Here is a 14,425-nt window from a genome sequence, read left to right as displayed (position 1 = left end):
CGCTGTTTCTAAAGGACTCTCAGAATTCTGGGAGTCTCTTTCACCGAAGTTTTATTCTTTAAGAGCAATATCAGTACTATGGCCAATGAGAACCCTGCGGCTCCGGCTATGATACTGTTGGTTGCTGTCCATTTGAGCAGATGAGCTGCCGGTATGTATAAAAGGGCAAAGAGAAGCGGCGGGAGAAGCAGTATGCGGAAAAAAGCGAGCAAAGCCGCTGAGGAGGGTATCTCCATTTCCACTGTATTTCCTATCCTCAATGAGAGGTTCTCCGGATTTTCAGCCCGGACAAGCCGTGTCTTCCCCTTCTGGCTGCAGTGGTCGCAGCTTCCCGATCCGCAGGAATGGCCTTCTCCGGATTCAGAAGTGAAAGCCTCAACAAAAATATCTTTATCGGAAATGTTCCGGATAATTCCTTTGTTTATCATATAAACCCCGTAATTTACGTTTGTTAAAAAACTACTATTGTTCTACTCTTTAATATAGTAAAATCGATAAAAATTATGAAATTTTCCATACACTAAGGGGGAATAAGTGTTTCAGAAACAGAATATGATGAGGAAGGTGCTGTACTCGCTCATACCGGTCTACCTTTTCTCCATCTATCTCTACGGATGGCGGGCACTGGCCATCGCTGCCGTTGTCTTTCCGCTGGGAATTGCGACGGAATACATCTTTACCAAACGGAATAATAAAAAGGTTTCGGAAGCCGTACTGGTAACCTGTACCCTTTTTACGCTTGCCATGCCGCCGCTCATACCATTGTGGATCGCCGGAATCGGAATAATCTTCGGCGTTATGTTCGGAAAGGCTATTTACGGCGGATTCGGACGGAATGTCTTCAATCCCGCCATTACAGGGCGTCTCTTCATTTACATTACTTTTCCCCTGCTCATGACGACCAGCTGGATGACTCCCGGCCGGTTCGGAACTCTGGGAGCCGATGCCGTTTCGAGCGCAACGTCTCTTGAGCTTATGAGATCGGGACAGATCCCCGAATTGACTGATCTTCTCTTCGGTATAAGGATGGGAACTCTCGGCGGCAGCGCTGTGATTCTGATCGTCCTGGCCGCTATTTATCTACTGGCAACCAAAACCGCGAGCTGGAGATCCATGCTGGCCATGTTGGTCTCTTTTCTGGGGCTTCAGGCCATTCTTTATTATGCCGGCGTTATTCAGGCACCGCCTCTGCAGAGCCTGATGTCGGGAAGCGTTCTCTTCGTCGGAGTTTTTATGGTGACCGACCCCATCTCATCTCCGAAGAAAAATCTGGCGCTCTTTCTCTACGGCATTATCATCGGCGTGTCCGTCGCGCTGATCCGCGATTTCTCTCTCTTCCCTGAAGGAACCAGTTTCGGTATCCTCATGGGGAATATGTTTGCGCCGCTTCTCGATGAACTGGCTTCCAAAACCGGTAAGAAGAAGGTGAAAGCATGAAGAAAGATAGTTTGATTTATACGGTTCTCGTAACCGCCGTCGCAGCCTTTATATTCGTTTTTCTTCTTTCCCTGGCTAATTCTGCAACCAGCGAAAAAGTGGCTGAAAATCAGCGTATCCTGGAGGCTAGAGCCTATCTGACCGCGGCAGGGATCGTCGTCAGTGAAGAAATGGATGTTGAAAAAGAACTTAAATCGGTTTTCCCTCAGTTTGACAGCTCCAAACCCTATCAGGAAACGACTCTGAACGGGAAACAGCTGATCGTTGCGCCTTTCCAGGGCAGCGGTTTGTGGGGAACCATTACGGGTGTCCTGGGGATGGATGCCGATTTTTCACGGATTGTCGGAATGGAAATTCTCTCCCACTCGGAAACTCCCGGACTGGGGGGACGTATCGATGAAGCCTGGTTCAAAGACCAGTTCAAGGGAGAATACGCTGTAGACGGCATCGTCATCCGCAAAGGCGGAGGAAAAGGCGATACGGACAAAGACAACGGAGAAGTGGACGGTATTACCGGAGCTTCGAGAACAAGCGACTCGCTCCAGCAGATAATCAACAATCAGATTGATAAGATGAAGTCCGCTAAAGGAGGTATGAACTGATGAACGGTGACTCTCCATCACAAATACTCAAGGAAAACGTGTGGACCAATAACCCCATATTCATTCAGATTCTGGGGATCTGTTCCACTCTTGCGGTAACCAATAACCTGACCAATACGCTGATCATGACCCTTGGGGTTATGTTCGTGGCGGCTTTTACCAATATTACCGTTTCCCTGCTGAAGCAGGTGATTCCCCGGAAAGTGCGTATGATCGTGCAGACGCTGATCATCGCTTTCTACGTTATCATCGTGGATATTCTGCTCCGGGCTTATCTGCCGGAAATCAGCAAATCACTCGGGCCATATGTCGGTCTGATCATTACCAACTGCATCATCATGGGAAGAGCTGAAGCTTTCGCCCAATCCCACGGGCCGATCATTTCCGCCTGGGACGGACTGACCTCCGGACTGGGATACATGTGGGTGCTTATGCTCATCGCTTTCGTGCGGGAACTTCTCGGTTTCGGAACTGTGTTCGGCTATGCCGTTCTGCCGGAAACCTTTACCCCCTGGACCATCATGGTTATGGCTCCCAGCGCTTTCTTTCTGCTGGGATCGGTTCTCTGGTTCGCCAAAGCGATCATACTGAAAAAGGAAAGGGGGAAATAATATGGCTCCGGAAATACATCCAATAGTACTGCTCTTCGCATCGGTCTTCACAAGCAACATTCTACTGGCCAACTTCCTGGGAATGTGTTCCTTTATCTCCATTTCCAAGGATATGAAGTCGGCTAACGGCCTGGGGCTGGCGGTGACCGTGGTTCTGACCATCACCTCCATGCTCAACTGGGTGCTGTTGAAATTCGTCATCATCCCGCTCGATCTCATCTACCTGCGCTATATCATCTTCATTATCGTTATCGCCGCGACGGTTCAGATTCTGGAAATGGTTATCGACCGCGTTTCGCCGGCACTCTACCTGTCTCTGGGGATCTTCCTCCCTCTGATAACTGTAAACTGCGCTATCCTCGGTGTGGCTCTCTTTATGCAGATACGGGAGTACAACTTCGTCCAGACCGTGGTGTTTTCCTTCGGTTCGGGTATAGGCTGGTGGCTCGCCATAATGGCCCTTTCGGCCATAAATAAAAAGATAGAGAAGGCCCCGGTTCCGCCGGCTCTCAAAGGCCCGGGAATCACCCTTATCACCATCGGCTTCATGGCTATGGCATTCATCGGTTTTTCCGGAATGCTGAGTGTGCAGTAAGGAGGCTTGAGAGATGATGATAATCATAGCACCAGGAGCTGTCGCTCTAATCGCTGCCATACTGGCTGCGGCCATTTCCATCGTCGATAAGGTCGTCAACAACTACGGCGAGGTGGAACTGGATATAAACGACGGCAAAAAGAAAATCAAACTTGACGGAGGGGAGTCTCTCCTCTCTTCTCTGGCGGGACAGGAAATTTTTGTTCCTTCCGCCTGTGGTGGGCGAGGGACCTGCGGAGCCTGCAAATGCCAGGTGACCAGCGATGTGGGGCCTTATCTCCCGACGGAAACTCCCTTTATGACAAAGGAGAATCTCGCCGACAACATCCGCCTGGCCTGCCAGGTGAAGATCAAAAGCGATATTTCCATTAAAATCCCCGACGAGCTGTTTAATATTAAGAAATATGATTCCATCGTAAAATCCATAGTCGATGTGACCCATGATATCAAAGAGGTTACCTTCGATCTTCAGGGAGAGGAGATTAACTTCGAGGCGGGCAAATACGTCCAGCTGGTCGTTCCTCCCCACGGAAAGATAAAAGGGTCGACCCAGAGGGCTTATTCCATGGCTTCGAAGCCCGGAGAAAAAGATATTGTCAGACTGCTTATCAGACTGGTTCCCGGCGGTATCGCAACGACCTGGGTCCATACGGAACTGAAGGAAGGGGACAGGGTTGAACTTGTCGGACCGTTCGGAGACTTTTTCCGGACCCCGACCGATACAACCATGGTCTGCGTAGCCGGAGGATCGGGTATGGCTCCCTTTATGTCTATTCTCTTCGATATGCTCGATACCGGTGAGCTGGACCGCGAGGTTTGGTACTTCTTCGGAGCCCGGACCGTGAAAGATATGTTTTATCTCGATGAGCTGAGAGAGCTTGAGAAAAAAATGCCTAATTTTCACTTCGTTCCCGCACTCTCCGAACCGGAGGAAGGCACGCCCTGGGACGGCGCGACGGGACTGATTACCGATGTCCTGGATAAATATCTGAAAGAGGAAATCGGTACCGATAAGAAACGGGAAGGCTATCTCTGCGGAAGCCCCGGTATGATCAATGCCTGTAACAATGTCTTTACGGCGAACAAAGTATCGCTCGACGATATCTTCTACGATAAATTCTGATGGAGGTCCTGTAGATGAAAATGACACCGGCCATGACAATGGCTCAGGAAAATATGCAGCCGGGAGTAATCACCGAAGAGGGATTTCTCGGAGACGAAACCATTCCCGTCGTGGATATGATTGCCCGGGACGAAGGAGAGATGCGCGATGCCGGGCTTTCCTTTGTCGATACGGCCAAGAGACTGGCTTACTTTATGGAAGAAGGCCAGAAGGGGCTGGGCGAACCGGTTACCATTGATGATAAATGGCTGATCAGGGTCGTCGACCCCCGCGGACAGCTTCCCTGTCCTTTCAAAGACGGCTTCTTTCATAAGATGACAGCTCAGATCACCCGAAAGGAGACCAATGAGTCCGTCGTCGTAACCGATCTTTCCATTCATCTTTTGCGGGAGCACCATTTCATCGAAGGAAAGGGGTCGAGATTCCGCCTGGAGCCTCAGGTCATGAAAAGGGTTCTCTTTGACTGATTTTATGAAGAATATCCGGGGAAATATTGCTCCGGGTATTTTTTTTCTATTTTTTATTGTCAGCCTGCTTCAGGCTGAAGCTCCTGTAAAACTGGATAATCTGGAAAGCAGGACAAGCCTCGACGGAGATTGGGAGACATTGCCGGGAGAGAGCAAAAGGCAAAGGGAAAAATTGTTATTCAGAATAATAGCAATACGCTATTTTATATCGGATTTATGTTCCTTGTTCCATTCATGAAGAAAAACCTGATAAGCCGCTACAGCACCCTGAATTTCTGAATTCTTATATTCGCCGCGACCCGTCCAATCGAGATCTTCATAGCGGTATAGTGATTCAAGTTCTCTTTTAATATCATAAATAGAAAAACCGGAGAGAATACTTCTGTTTCTCAGGTTATTGTACGTATCGGTATAATTGTTTTCATAAATAATAGTTTCCGTATCCATATTATTTTTCCTGTGCTGGTATTGATAACTATTATTACATATCGTTATAAATAATTTCAATAGAGTATTCCTGATTGAGGTGAAAAAACTGATTGGTCCGGTCAGATATTATCTTTCGTTGAATCCCAGTCCGTCGAAGATTTTAGGAATGCATTTTTCAATGCGGGAAATCCTGGTTGCCGCTTGTTTAGCCGAGGCAAAGTGGAGAAGGTAGCTTTTCTGCCGGCCCGGAGTGAGAGCTTCAAAGGCGTCCCTGAAGGCATAATCTTCATTGAATTTTTCCAGGAGTTCTTCGGGGTAAGGAAAGTCTTCCGGTTTACTTTTAGGGATCTGTTTTCCCGATTTTTCAATTTCAACAGCTTCAAGGATGTACTCCTTCAGTATGGGCTTCAGTTCGGCTATCCGGGCTGCCGAGACAAACCGGACCTGACGTGATTCCCTGGAGTTTTTCGTAGGTTGCGTCAGGATTTTATGGTGGTCATTCAACAGCGCGCCTTTGAAGAAGTTCAGCGCGCAGTATTCTTTGAAAGCGCTGACTATCAGTATGTTTTTATTCTGATAAGTATAGCAGGGCTGACTCCATTTCAGTTCTTCTTTCAGGCCGCAGTCAAGAACAATTTCCCTGAGGGCTTTGAGCTCCCCGTTCCATCTGTGCACTTTGCACTGAGGCGTATTGTAATATTTACATCTGCCGCAACCATCCGACAGGTATGCGTCAACTTCCGGTATTTTTATTTCCATTATATAAAAAATCGTTATTTTCACTCCGGCTGTCAATTCAAACCTTGTAAACTTTTTTACCTTATTAATCAGGTATGTGCATTTATACCAGTTCTTCAAGCCATTGTTCTTGCTAAAGGATGAAATACTATATATTTCATTATCTTAAAGGAATATTATAGATTCATAGGGAGGACGCGACTATGGAAGGAAAATTGGAAAAAATCATCCTGCGCGAGCAGCAGAATGAAATTAACGCCTATTATATCTATGGAAAACTGGCTGAAGGTCTGGATGATGCTCATAACAAAGCTATACTGGAAAAAATCAGCAATGACGAGTATAAGCACTATAAATATTTTAACAAAAGGACTGGAGTGGAACTGCGTCCGAATAAATTATTCGTCGGATTCACTATATTCATATGCAAAATTTTCGGACTGACTTTTGGCTTGAAACTTCTGGAAAAAGCTGAGCAGAGAGGACAGGATGCCTACGGGGAAATCCTGGATGATATACCTGAAATCAGGACCTTTATGGAAGATGAAGAGAGGCATGAGATGGAACTCCTCCAGATGATCAACGAGGAGAGGCTGGAATATGTCGGTTCTGTGGTTTTGGGGCTTAACGATGCCCTTGTCGAACTTACGGGGGCTCTGGCCGGATACACTTTCGCCTTCGGGAATTCTAAAATCATTGCGTTGACGGGGTTGATCACGGGCATTTCTGCGTCTTTCTCCATGGCTGCTTCGGAATATCTCTCAAGCATGCATAACGGAGAGGAAAATGCATTAAAATCTTCAGTTTACACAGGAATTTCCTATATCTTTACTGTCGCTTTTCTGACGGCTCCCTATTTTCTGTTCGCCAATCCGTTTTTCAGTCTGGTCGTTACGCTCTCAATCGCAGTCCTGATTATATTAATATTTAATTATTATATTTCAGTGGCCAAGGATACGCCATTCGTTAAACGATTTCTTGAGATGACATTAATCAGTCTCGGCGTTTCGGCTATTTCATTCGGAGTCGGAATCCTTGTAAAAAATGTTTTTGGCCTTGAAATTTAATAGGATTTTTCAGGGTTAATTCTTCTGCCGGTCAATTTCCTGAAACCCAGGAAAAACGAATAGGCTCGTCGTAACCAAATCCTGACGAGATGGGTTGGAAAGGGGAGGTCGTGGTCGACGAAGCGGTCTGGAAGTTTTCAGGCTAAGAGAGTTTCCAGTCTTTAAGCTGATTTTCTATATAGTCTTTCTCCGCTCTTTTTCCGGGACTTGTTCCGTGAATGGCCAGCATGCCAGCCACCTCACCGCCATGTGATTTTACAGCTTCGGCTACAAGAGGGAGCACCGAGTTCTGAGCTTTCTTTCCCGGATCGGCCTGGAGAGAGAGGATATAGACTTTTTTTCCTGAAAAATCGGCTTGATCTATAAAGCTGTTCATCGCCGGATTGCCATTTCCTGCCCACACGGGAGACGCCAGAATGACCGCTTCGGCATCGGATATTCCACTCCAGGGATCGCCTTTCAGTTTCGGAAGCTTTTTTGAAGCGGAGTTGAATCCGCCGAGGATGAAGTTGTTCAGGTACTTACCGGCTTCAAGTTGTACTTTCTTCCCTTTGGTCACGTCCGCCAGGTAATCCGCGGCGATACCGGTGCTGCCGTCTCTTGTGTAATAAACTATTGTGTAATTCATAATATTTCTCCTGTTGGTTTATTCTCTTATGATAATTTGTTTCTCTAATTCAATCCAAAAAAATTGCTTTATCAAAAAAACGGGAAGCCCTATTTCAATGAAATAAACGGCTTCCCGTTCCATGTCAGTTTTTCCCGGGTTCCGGAGACTCTTTCGTTATATCCGGCCGATCGGGAAAAACGGATTCGCTATCCATCATTTTCCGCAGCTCCTTCTTGCGCCGGCGGTCTCCCCGTTTGCCCCCGTCTCCGCCGTTTCCCGAGGGAAAGCCCTTGAACAGTATGGAGCTGAGGATAAGAAGTCCCCAAGCCTGCCAGTAGGTCACCTCGCCCAGGCCGAAAATATCGGGCATCAGCCAGTTCCACAGCAGCATGACAACCCATCCGAAGAGGAAGCCCAGAATCAGAAATCCGATTCCCATCAGCACGCCCAGGAAAACTTTCATTCCCATCCGCCGTTCTTCCCACCAGGAGTCGGCATCGCAGTGTGGGTTGCGTTTTTTTTCTTTTTCCCAGTCTTTCTGCAGTTCCTCGCGGATTCCCTTTCTTATTTCGCCTTTAATTTCGTCTTTGATTTCATCCATCATACTAGTACCTCCGGTTTAATTTTCAATCCAATGTTTCAGAGCCTTTGAGAGGTTTTCCACGGCATAGCGTTTGCGCGCTTTTAGCGTGTCGATGCTCTCTCCTGTAGACTCGGCCAGTTCCTTAAAAGTCATTCCTCCGAAAACCTGGGCTTCCACCACTTTTCTCTGTTTCTCCGGCAGCGTTTTAATCGCCGAATCAAGAGCTTCGACCATACAGCGCCGCACATAGCCGTCCAGGGGATTCAGTCCGACTCCGGTGATAACTTCCCGTATGGTTTCCTCCGCCACATCGGTTTCTCCGGCATATTGCTTCACTTTGTCGTGCCTCCAGGCATCGATCAGCCTCCGGGTCACCAGTGAGTTGAGCCAGGCCGGCAGATTTATAATGCTGTTCAGCCGGTCCAGCCTCCCCCAGGTTTCGGTGTATACGTCATGGATCAGGTCTTCCGTTTCCTCAAGAGATTTTCCCGCGGCCCGGATTCTGGCCATCAATCGGGGCTTTTCGCTTTCATAAGCCCGGGAAAGGCGCTCTTTTGATTCATGTTGTTTCAAATTCTTTTTCTGATCCATTACACTTAATATGACGGACCTAAAGTGTTCCGGGTGTAAATAATTTAATTTTTTGAATTTTTTTGGCTATTGTTCACCAATTTAGTAAATTATATTGCGAGGAGCAGCTATGAGTACATATTATCAAGATCCCGATCCTGCTGAAACGAAAGACTGGATTGATTCGCTTAGAGGTTTGATTGACGCCGAGGGTGAGAGAAAGGCAGATTATCTTCTCAACACGCTCGTTGATGACGCAAGGTCCAGGGGAGTTTCAACCTCTCCGGGTGTAGTTTCTTCCTACGGCAATTCATTACTCCCCGATGAAGAGGAAAAAATACCCGGCGATTCCTTAACCGCCATGAAGGTCGCGGCTTATATCCGCTGGAACGCCATGGCCATGGTGGCCCGCGCCAATAAGGACGGGAAGGGGCTTGGAGGACATATCGCCACCTACGCCTCGGTCGCTTCGCTTTACGAAGTCGGCTTCAACTGGTTTTTTAAAGGCCCCGAATCTCAGTACGGGGCGGATATGGTTTATTTTCAGGGACACAGTTCCCCTGGCGTATACGCCCGTGCTTTTGTTGAAGGGCGTCTCGATGAAGAGCATTTGAAGAATTTCCGTTCCGAAGTGAACGGCCACGGGCTTTCGTCCTATCCCCACCCCTGGCTGATGCCCGATTTCTGGCAGTTCCCAACGGTCTCCATGGGGCTCGGGCCGATGGCCGCTATTTATCAGGCCCGTTTTATGCGTTATATGGATAACCGGGGTCTGAAAGAGGAAGGCGATCGCAAGGTCTGGTGTTTTATGGGTGACGGAGAGTCCGACGAGCCGGAATCGCTCGGGGCTCTTACCCTTGCGGCCCGGGAAAGTCTGGACAACCTTATATTTGTTGTAAACTGCAATCTGCAGCGGCTCGACGGCCCGGTCCGGGGCAACGGCAAGATTATTCAGGAACTGGAAGGCCGATTCCGCGGAGCCGGTTGGCATGTCATTAAAGTGATCTGGGGAACCGAATGGGACAATATTATGAAGCGCGACAAAGAGGGGCTTCTTCTTAAGAAATTCGGATCCATGGTGGACGGCGATTTTCAGACTATCGCCGCCCGGGGGCCGGCCTATCTGCGAGAAAAGATTTTCGGCGAAGATCCGAAGCTGGCCGAACTGGTCAAGGATTTGAGCGATAAAGAACTCTGGCAGATGTCCAGAGGGGGCCACGACCCGAGAAAAGTCTACGCGGCCTTCGCTGCCGCATCGAAACACAAGGGACAGCCGACGGTTATTCTGGTCAACACGATCAAGGGCTTCGGAATGGGGCAGAGCGGCGAATCGGTAATGGTCGCCCATAATGTCAAGAAGATGGATCTGGAATCGCTTAAGACGTTCCGGGACAGATTTCATGTGCCTCTGAAAGATGAGGAGCTGATGGATCTACCCTTTATTAAACCTGAAGAAGGAAGTCCCGAAGATCTGTTCATCAAGAGGCAGAGAAGTCTTCTCGGCGGTCCGGTTCCTTTCCGGGATACGACCCATTACCCGCTAAAGACTCCCAAGGCAGAGAGCTTTAAAGCTCTGATGGAATCGTCGGGAGAAAGAGAGCTGTCGACGACCATGGCATTCGTCCGCCTTCTGGGCAACCTGGTGCGGGACAAGGAGATCGGGAAACGGATTGTTCCCATCATTCCCGATGAAGCAAGAACCTTCGGAATGGAAGGGCTGTTCCGGCAACTGGGAATCTATGCGCCAACAGGACAGTTATATGAACCCCAGGATGCGGAAACCATGTCCTGGTATAAAGAGGACCCGAAAGGGCAGATTCTGGAAGAGGGGATTACCGAAGCCGGGGCCATTTCGTCATGGCTTGCCGCGGCGACGGCCCACAATAATTTCGGCTTTCCCATGATTCCCTTCTACACCTTTTATTCCATGTTCGGATTTCAGAGGATCGGCGATCAGCTCTGGGCCGCAGGCGACAGCCGGGCAAAGGGATTTATTATGGGCGCCACTTCGGGGCGGACGACTCTCAACGGAGAAGGGCTCCAGCATGAGGACGGACAGGGACTGCTGTTCGCATCGGTATATCCTTCCTGCAAAGCCTATGATCCGACTTTCAGTTACGAACTGGCCGTTCTGGTCCGCAAGGGTATAGAGGAGATGTATGAGAAGGGAGAGGATGTTTTCTATTACATCACCCTGCTCAATGAAAATTACAGTCATCCCGCCATGCCCAAAGGTGCGGAAGAGGGAATTGTCAAAGGAATGTACCTCTTTCAAAAAGCCGGTAAGGGCGACCTGAAAGTTCAGCTTATGGGCAGCGGTTCCATCCTCAGGGAAGTGATCGCGGCTGCTGATCTTCTTAAGGAGGATTTTGATGTGCAGGCCGATATATGGTCGGTACCGGGAATCAATCAGCTTCACCGTGACGGTATGGCTGTTGAGGACTGGAACAGAAATCATCCGGAAAAACCTTCGCGCAAATCCTATGTGGAAGAAGTCATGGCAGGCCATGATGGACCGGCTGTTATATCGACAGATTATGTTCAGGCTTACAGCGAACAGATACGGCGTCTTATTCCCAATAAGCTGACGGTTCTGGGAACCGACGGGTACGGACGGAGCGACAGCAGGGAAGCCCTGAGGAACTTTTTCAAGGTGGACCGTTATCATGTGGCGATAGCCGCATTGAAAGCTCTGGCCGATGAGGGAAAAATTCCCCTGAAGAAAGTGAGCGAAGCAATCAAAAAATACAAAGTGAATCCCGATGCGCCCCATGCGGTGGAAAGGTGAGGAGAGGAATATGCCACTGGAAAAAATACGGCTCCCCGACTTCGGCGATGTAAAAGACATTCTCATTGTGGAAATATTCGTCTCTCCCGGCGATGAAGTGGAAAAAGACAGTTCGCTTATGTCGCTGGAAAGTGACAAGGCGGTCATGGATCTGCCCAGTCCGTTCGGCGGAGTTATAAAGGAGATTCATGTCAGCGCGGAAGATCAGGTTAACACCGGGGATCTTATCATGACTCTCGAAGTGACCGGTTCGGCAGAGGCTACTGAAAAATCGGTACCGGAAGAGAAACCGGAAAAAGCACCGGAAAAAGCGGTTGCCGCAGAAACGGCTCCGCCGACGGAACTTCCGCCGGAACCCCGACCTGCTGTTGGCGGTCCTCCCGATAGCGCTTCGTACGGCGAGGAGGGAAAAACATCCCATGCGACCCCCTCTGTCAGAGCGTATGCCAGAGAACTGGAAATCGATCTGACCCGCATCCGGGGTACCGGACCTAAGGGGCGTATTCTGAAAAGCGACGTTCAGGAACTGATCAAAAAGGCTCTGAAGGGCGGAGGTACGGCTTGGCCGGGCGATGATGAACCGCTGGAGGATTTCTCCCGTTACGGCGATATAGAAGAAGTCAAACTGTCCCGGATCAAAAAGATTTCCGGTCCCCATCTCCACAAGAGCTGGGTAACCATTCCCCATGTGACCCATTTCGATGAGGCGGATATCAGCGAACTGGAGGATTTCCGGAAAGAGCTGAACAGCGAGGCTGACAAAACAGGCGTGAAATACAGTCTGCTTGTCTTTGTTATCAAAGCGGTGGTCGCGGCGCTGAAAGAGTATCCCTCCATGAACTCTTCTCTGGTTCCAGGGGGCAGCTCGCTTATTCTCAAGAAATACTACAACATCGGAATCGCCGTGGATACGCCTCAGGGACTCGTTGTTCCGGTTATTAAAAATGCCGATGAGAAGGGCTTGAAAGAGATCAGCGAAGAGCTGAAAGCCCTCAGTTCCAAAGCCCGGGAGGGTAAACTGGCGGTCGATGATCTTCAGGGCGCCACCTTCTCCATCTCCAGTCTCGGAGGCATCGGAGGCACGGCCTTCACCCCCATCGTCAACAAACCGCAGGTCGGGATTCTGGGACTTTCCAGAAGTTCGGTCAAACCGGTCTGGGACGGAGAGGACTTTATTCCCCGACTCATTCTTCCCCTGTCTCTTTCCTATGACCATCGTGTTATTGACGGAGCGGAAGCGGCGCGGTTCAGCAGAAGTCTGGTTCAGTATCTGGAAGACCTTAAACGGATCCTTCTCTGACCGGAAGCACAACAAGGAGATATTATGTCAGAAGATAAAATATATGATGTGGCCGTTCTGGGCGGCGGCCCCGGAGGCTATACGGCGGCATTCCGCGCCGCCGATCTGGGTCTGTCGGTCTGCCTGATCGAGCAGGCCGGGAATCTGGGCGGTACCTGTCTCAATGTGGGATGCATACCTTCCAAAACCCTCCTTCACGGAGCGGCGGTCATAGAAGAAGCGGCGGAGATTGAAAAATACGGAATCTCCTTTCCCAAACCGGAAATCGATGTGGACAAACTGAGGGACCGGAAAAACCAGGTTGTCGGCCAGCTGACCGGCGGTCTCGATCAGCTCTGCAAAGCCCGGAAAATCGACAGAGTCACCGGCTTCGGCGTTTTTAAAGATAAAGGTTCCATAGCCGTCCGATCGGGGGAAGATGAGAGAACCATCCGCTTTGCCCATGCTGTCATCGCAACGGGATCCTATCCCTTCAGAATACCCGGACTGCCCGAAGACGAGAGGATCTGGGATTCGACCGACGGGCTGGAGATCAAATCCATACCGAAGCGTTTTCTCATCATCGGGGGCGGTATCATCGGCCTGGAAATGGCCCAAATCTACCATGCTCTGGGTTCGGAAATTACCATTGTGGAGATGATGGAGCACCTCATTCCTCCGGCGGATAAAGACCTGGTACAACCCCTCTTCCTGAAGCTCAAGAAGAGATACTCGATCTACACTTCCACAAAAGTGACGAAGATTGAGTCGGGTAAAAATGGTATAACTGCCAGCTTCGAGGGAAAGAAAGCGCCGGAACAGGCTGAATTCGATGCGGTCCTTGTCGCCGTCGGCCGTCGTCCGTCTACGGAAGGCTGGGGCCGGGAGAATATCGGGCTGGACCTTGATGAAAGGGGATTTGTCCCCGTGGATAAGCAGATGAGAACTATCGCCGGCAATATATTCGCCATAGGCGATGTGGTCGGCAACCCCATGCTGGCTCACAAAGCCTCCCATGAAGGAAAAGTCGCCGCGGAAGTTATCGCCGGAAAGAAATCGGCTTTTGAAGCCATGACCATTCCATCGGTTGCCTATACCAGTCCGGAAATCGCCTGGATGGGAATGACGGAGAAAGAAGCTAAGGAAAAAGGAATCGAATATAAACTGGGTAAGTTCCCCTGGGGTGCCAGCGGAAGAGCCCTCAGCGCCGACGGAGCATCGGGAACGACAAAAGTCCTTTTCGACAGCGAAAGCGGCCGGATCATCGGAGCGGGAATCTGCGGCTTGAATGCCGGGGAACTCATCCATGAGGCCGTTCTGGCCCTGGAGATGGGGGCTGATTTCGAAGATATCAGCCTGACGGTTCACGCCCATCCGACCCTGGCGGAGACTTTCGCCTTTGCCGCGGAGATCGTGGACGGGTCGATTACCGATATAATGCCTCCCGGAAAGTAATGAAGAAAGAGGCTGATTCAAGTTAGAATGAATCAGCCTTTCCGAATAGTTGTTATCTCCCGAACAGTAGC

The 14,425-nt window shown here is 49.6% G+C and carries 16 protein-coding genes; 10 read left to right on the top strand and 6 right to left on the bottom strand.

Annotation, left to right across the window (positions count from 1 at the left end):
• Window positions 1–8 precede the first annotated feature (8 nt).
• Window positions 9–428: a SoxR reducing system RseC family protein gene (locus HNR50_RS14290; RefSeq protein ID WP_184747448.1), complete on the bottom strand. Its 420-nt coding sequence runs from the start codon at window positions 426–428 to the stop codon at window positions 9–11.
• A 106-nt stretch (window positions 429–534) separates the two neighbouring features.
• Here HNR50_RS14290 and HNR50_RS14285 point away from each other — a divergent pair, with 106 nt between their 5' ends.
• The 6 genes from HNR50_RS14285 to HNR50_RS14260 are packed head-to-tail and all read left to right on the top strand — an operon-like array spanning window position 535 to window position 4,835.
• Window positions 535–1,437 carry an RnfABCDGE type electron transport complex subunit D gene (locus HNR50_RS14285; protein ID WP_343060195.1) on the top strand — a complete coding sequence of 301 codons (903 nt, stop codon included), beginning with the start codon at window positions 535–537 and terminating at the stop codon, window positions 1,435–1,437.
• Window positions 1,434–2,039: an FMN-binding protein gene (locus HNR50_RS14280; RefSeq protein WP_184747447.1), complete on the top strand. Its 606-nt coding sequence runs from the start codon at window positions 1,434–1,436 to the stop codon at window positions 2,037–2,039. The genes HNR50_RS14285 and HNR50_RS14280 overlap by 4 nt, the downstream gene beginning before the upstream one ends.
• A complete protein-coding gene (locus tag HNR50_RS14275; RefSeq protein ID WP_184747446.1) occupies window positions 2,039–2,650 on the top strand; it encodes an NADH:ubiquinone reductase (Na(+)-transporting) subunit D in 612 nt (203 codons plus the stop codon). Before HNR50_RS14280 ends, HNR50_RS14275 begins: the two co-directional genes overlap by 1 nt.
• Window position 2,651: 1 nt before the next feature.
• The gene (locus HNR50_RS14270; protein ID WP_184747445.1) at window positions 2,652–3,245 is read left to right on the top strand and encodes an NADH:ubiquinone reductase (Na(+)-transporting) subunit E; all 594 of its coding nucleotides are present in this window, start codon (window positions 2,652–2,654) and stop codon (window positions 3,243–3,245) included.
• 13 nt (window positions 3,246–3,258) lie between these two features.
• Window positions 3,259–4,368: an NADH:ubiquinone reductase (Na(+)-transporting) subunit F gene (locus HNR50_RS14265; protein ID WP_184747444.1), complete on the top strand. Its 1,110-nt coding sequence runs from the start codon at window positions 3,259–3,261 to the stop codon at window positions 4,366–4,368.
• A 14-nt stretch (window positions 4,369–4,382) separates the two neighbouring features.
• Window positions 4,383–4,835, top strand: coding sequence for a hypothetical protein (locus HNR50_RS14260; RefSeq protein WP_184747443.1), 453 nt, complete (start codon window positions 4,383–4,385; stop codon window positions 4,833–4,835).
• A 198-nt stretch (window positions 4,836–5,033) separates the two neighbouring features.
• On the opposite strand, the gene HNR50_RS14255 is transcribed toward HNR50_RS14260, so the two are convergent.
• Together HNR50_RS14255 and HNR50_RS14250 are read right to left on the bottom strand one after the other, a co-directional pair.
• Window positions 5,034–5,282, bottom strand: coding sequence for a hypothetical protein (locus HNR50_RS14255; RefSeq protein WP_184747442.1), 249 nt, complete (start codon window positions 5,280–5,282; stop codon window positions 5,034–5,036).
• 108 nt (window positions 5,283–5,390) lie between these two features.
• Window positions 5,391–6,023 (bottom strand): YdeI/OmpD-associated family protein, encoded by a 633-nt coding sequence (locus HNR50_RS14250; RefSeq protein WP_184747441.1) that lies wholly within the window; start codon window positions 6,021–6,023, stop codon window positions 5,391–5,393.
• A 182-nt stretch (window positions 6,024–6,205) separates the two neighbouring features.
• Here HNR50_RS14250 and HNR50_RS14245 point away from each other — a divergent pair, with 182 nt between their 5' ends.
• Window positions 6,206–7,069 carry a VIT1/CCC1 transporter family protein gene (locus tag HNR50_RS14245; RefSeq protein ID WP_184747440.1) on the top strand — a complete coding sequence of 288 codons (864 nt, stop codon included), beginning with the start codon at window positions 6,206–6,208 and terminating at the stop codon, window positions 7,067–7,069.
• 142 nt (window positions 7,070–7,211) lie between these two features.
• On the opposite strand, the gene HNR50_RS14240 is transcribed toward HNR50_RS14245, so the two are convergent.
• The 3 genes from HNR50_RS14240 to HNR50_RS14230 all read right to left on the bottom strand — a co-directional run bounded on the left by HNR50_RS14240 (window position 7,212) and on the right by HNR50_RS14230 (window position 8,853).
• The gene (locus HNR50_RS14240; RefSeq protein ID WP_184747439.1) at window positions 7,212–7,697 is read right to left on the bottom strand and encodes a flavodoxin family protein; all 486 of its coding nucleotides are present in this window, start codon (window positions 7,695–7,697) and stop codon (window positions 7,212–7,214) included.
• Window positions 7,698–7,821: 124 nt separating this feature from the next.
• Window positions 7,822–8,283 carry an Asp23/Gls24 family envelope stress response protein gene (locus HNR50_RS14235; protein WP_184747438.1) on the bottom strand — a complete coding sequence of 154 codons (462 nt, stop codon included), beginning with the start codon at window positions 8,281–8,283 and terminating at the stop codon, window positions 7,822–7,824.
• 15 nt (window positions 8,284–8,298) lie between these two features.
• On the bottom strand, window positions 8,299–8,853 hold the full coding sequence (locus HNR50_RS14230; RefSeq protein ID WP_184747437.1) for an RNA polymerase sigma factor: 555 nt from the start codon (window positions 8,851–8,853) through the stop codon (window positions 8,299–8,301).
• Window positions 8,854–8,962: 109 nt separating this feature from the next.
• Here HNR50_RS14230 and aceE point away from each other — a divergent pair, with 109 nt between their 5' ends.
• Genes aceE through lpdA form a run of 3 tightly spaced genes read left to right on the top strand, consistent with a single transcriptional unit; the run spans window position 8,963 to window position 14,354 of the window.
• Window positions 8,963–11,620 (top strand): pyruvate dehydrogenase (acetyl-transferring), homodimeric type, encoded by a 2,658-nt coding sequence (aceE, locus tag HNR50_RS14225; protein WP_184747436.1) that lies wholly within the window; start codon window positions 8,963–8,965, stop codon window positions 11,618–11,620.
• 10 nt (window positions 11,621–11,630) lie between these two features.
• Entirely contained in the window at window positions 11,631–12,920 is a 1,290-nt protein-coding gene (locus HNR50_RS14220) for a 2-oxo acid dehydrogenase subunit E2 (protein ID WP_184747435.1), read from the top strand.
• 24 nt (window positions 12,921–12,944) lie between these two features.
• Complete coding sequence (gene lpdA, locus HNR50_RS14215; protein WP_184747434.1) at window positions 12,945–14,354, top strand: dihydrolipoyl dehydrogenase; 1,410 nt, start codon at window positions 12,945–12,947, stop codon at window positions 14,352–14,354.
• Window positions 14,355–14,425 lie beyond the last annotated feature (71 nt).

This window comes from Spirochaeta isovalerica (assembly GCF_014207565.1).
Taxonomy (GTDB): Bacteria; Spirochaetota; Spirochaetia; order DSM-2461; family DSM-2461; genus Spirochaeta_F; species Spirochaeta_F isovalerica.
This window is presented reverse-complemented; position numbering and strand designations above follow the sequence as displayed.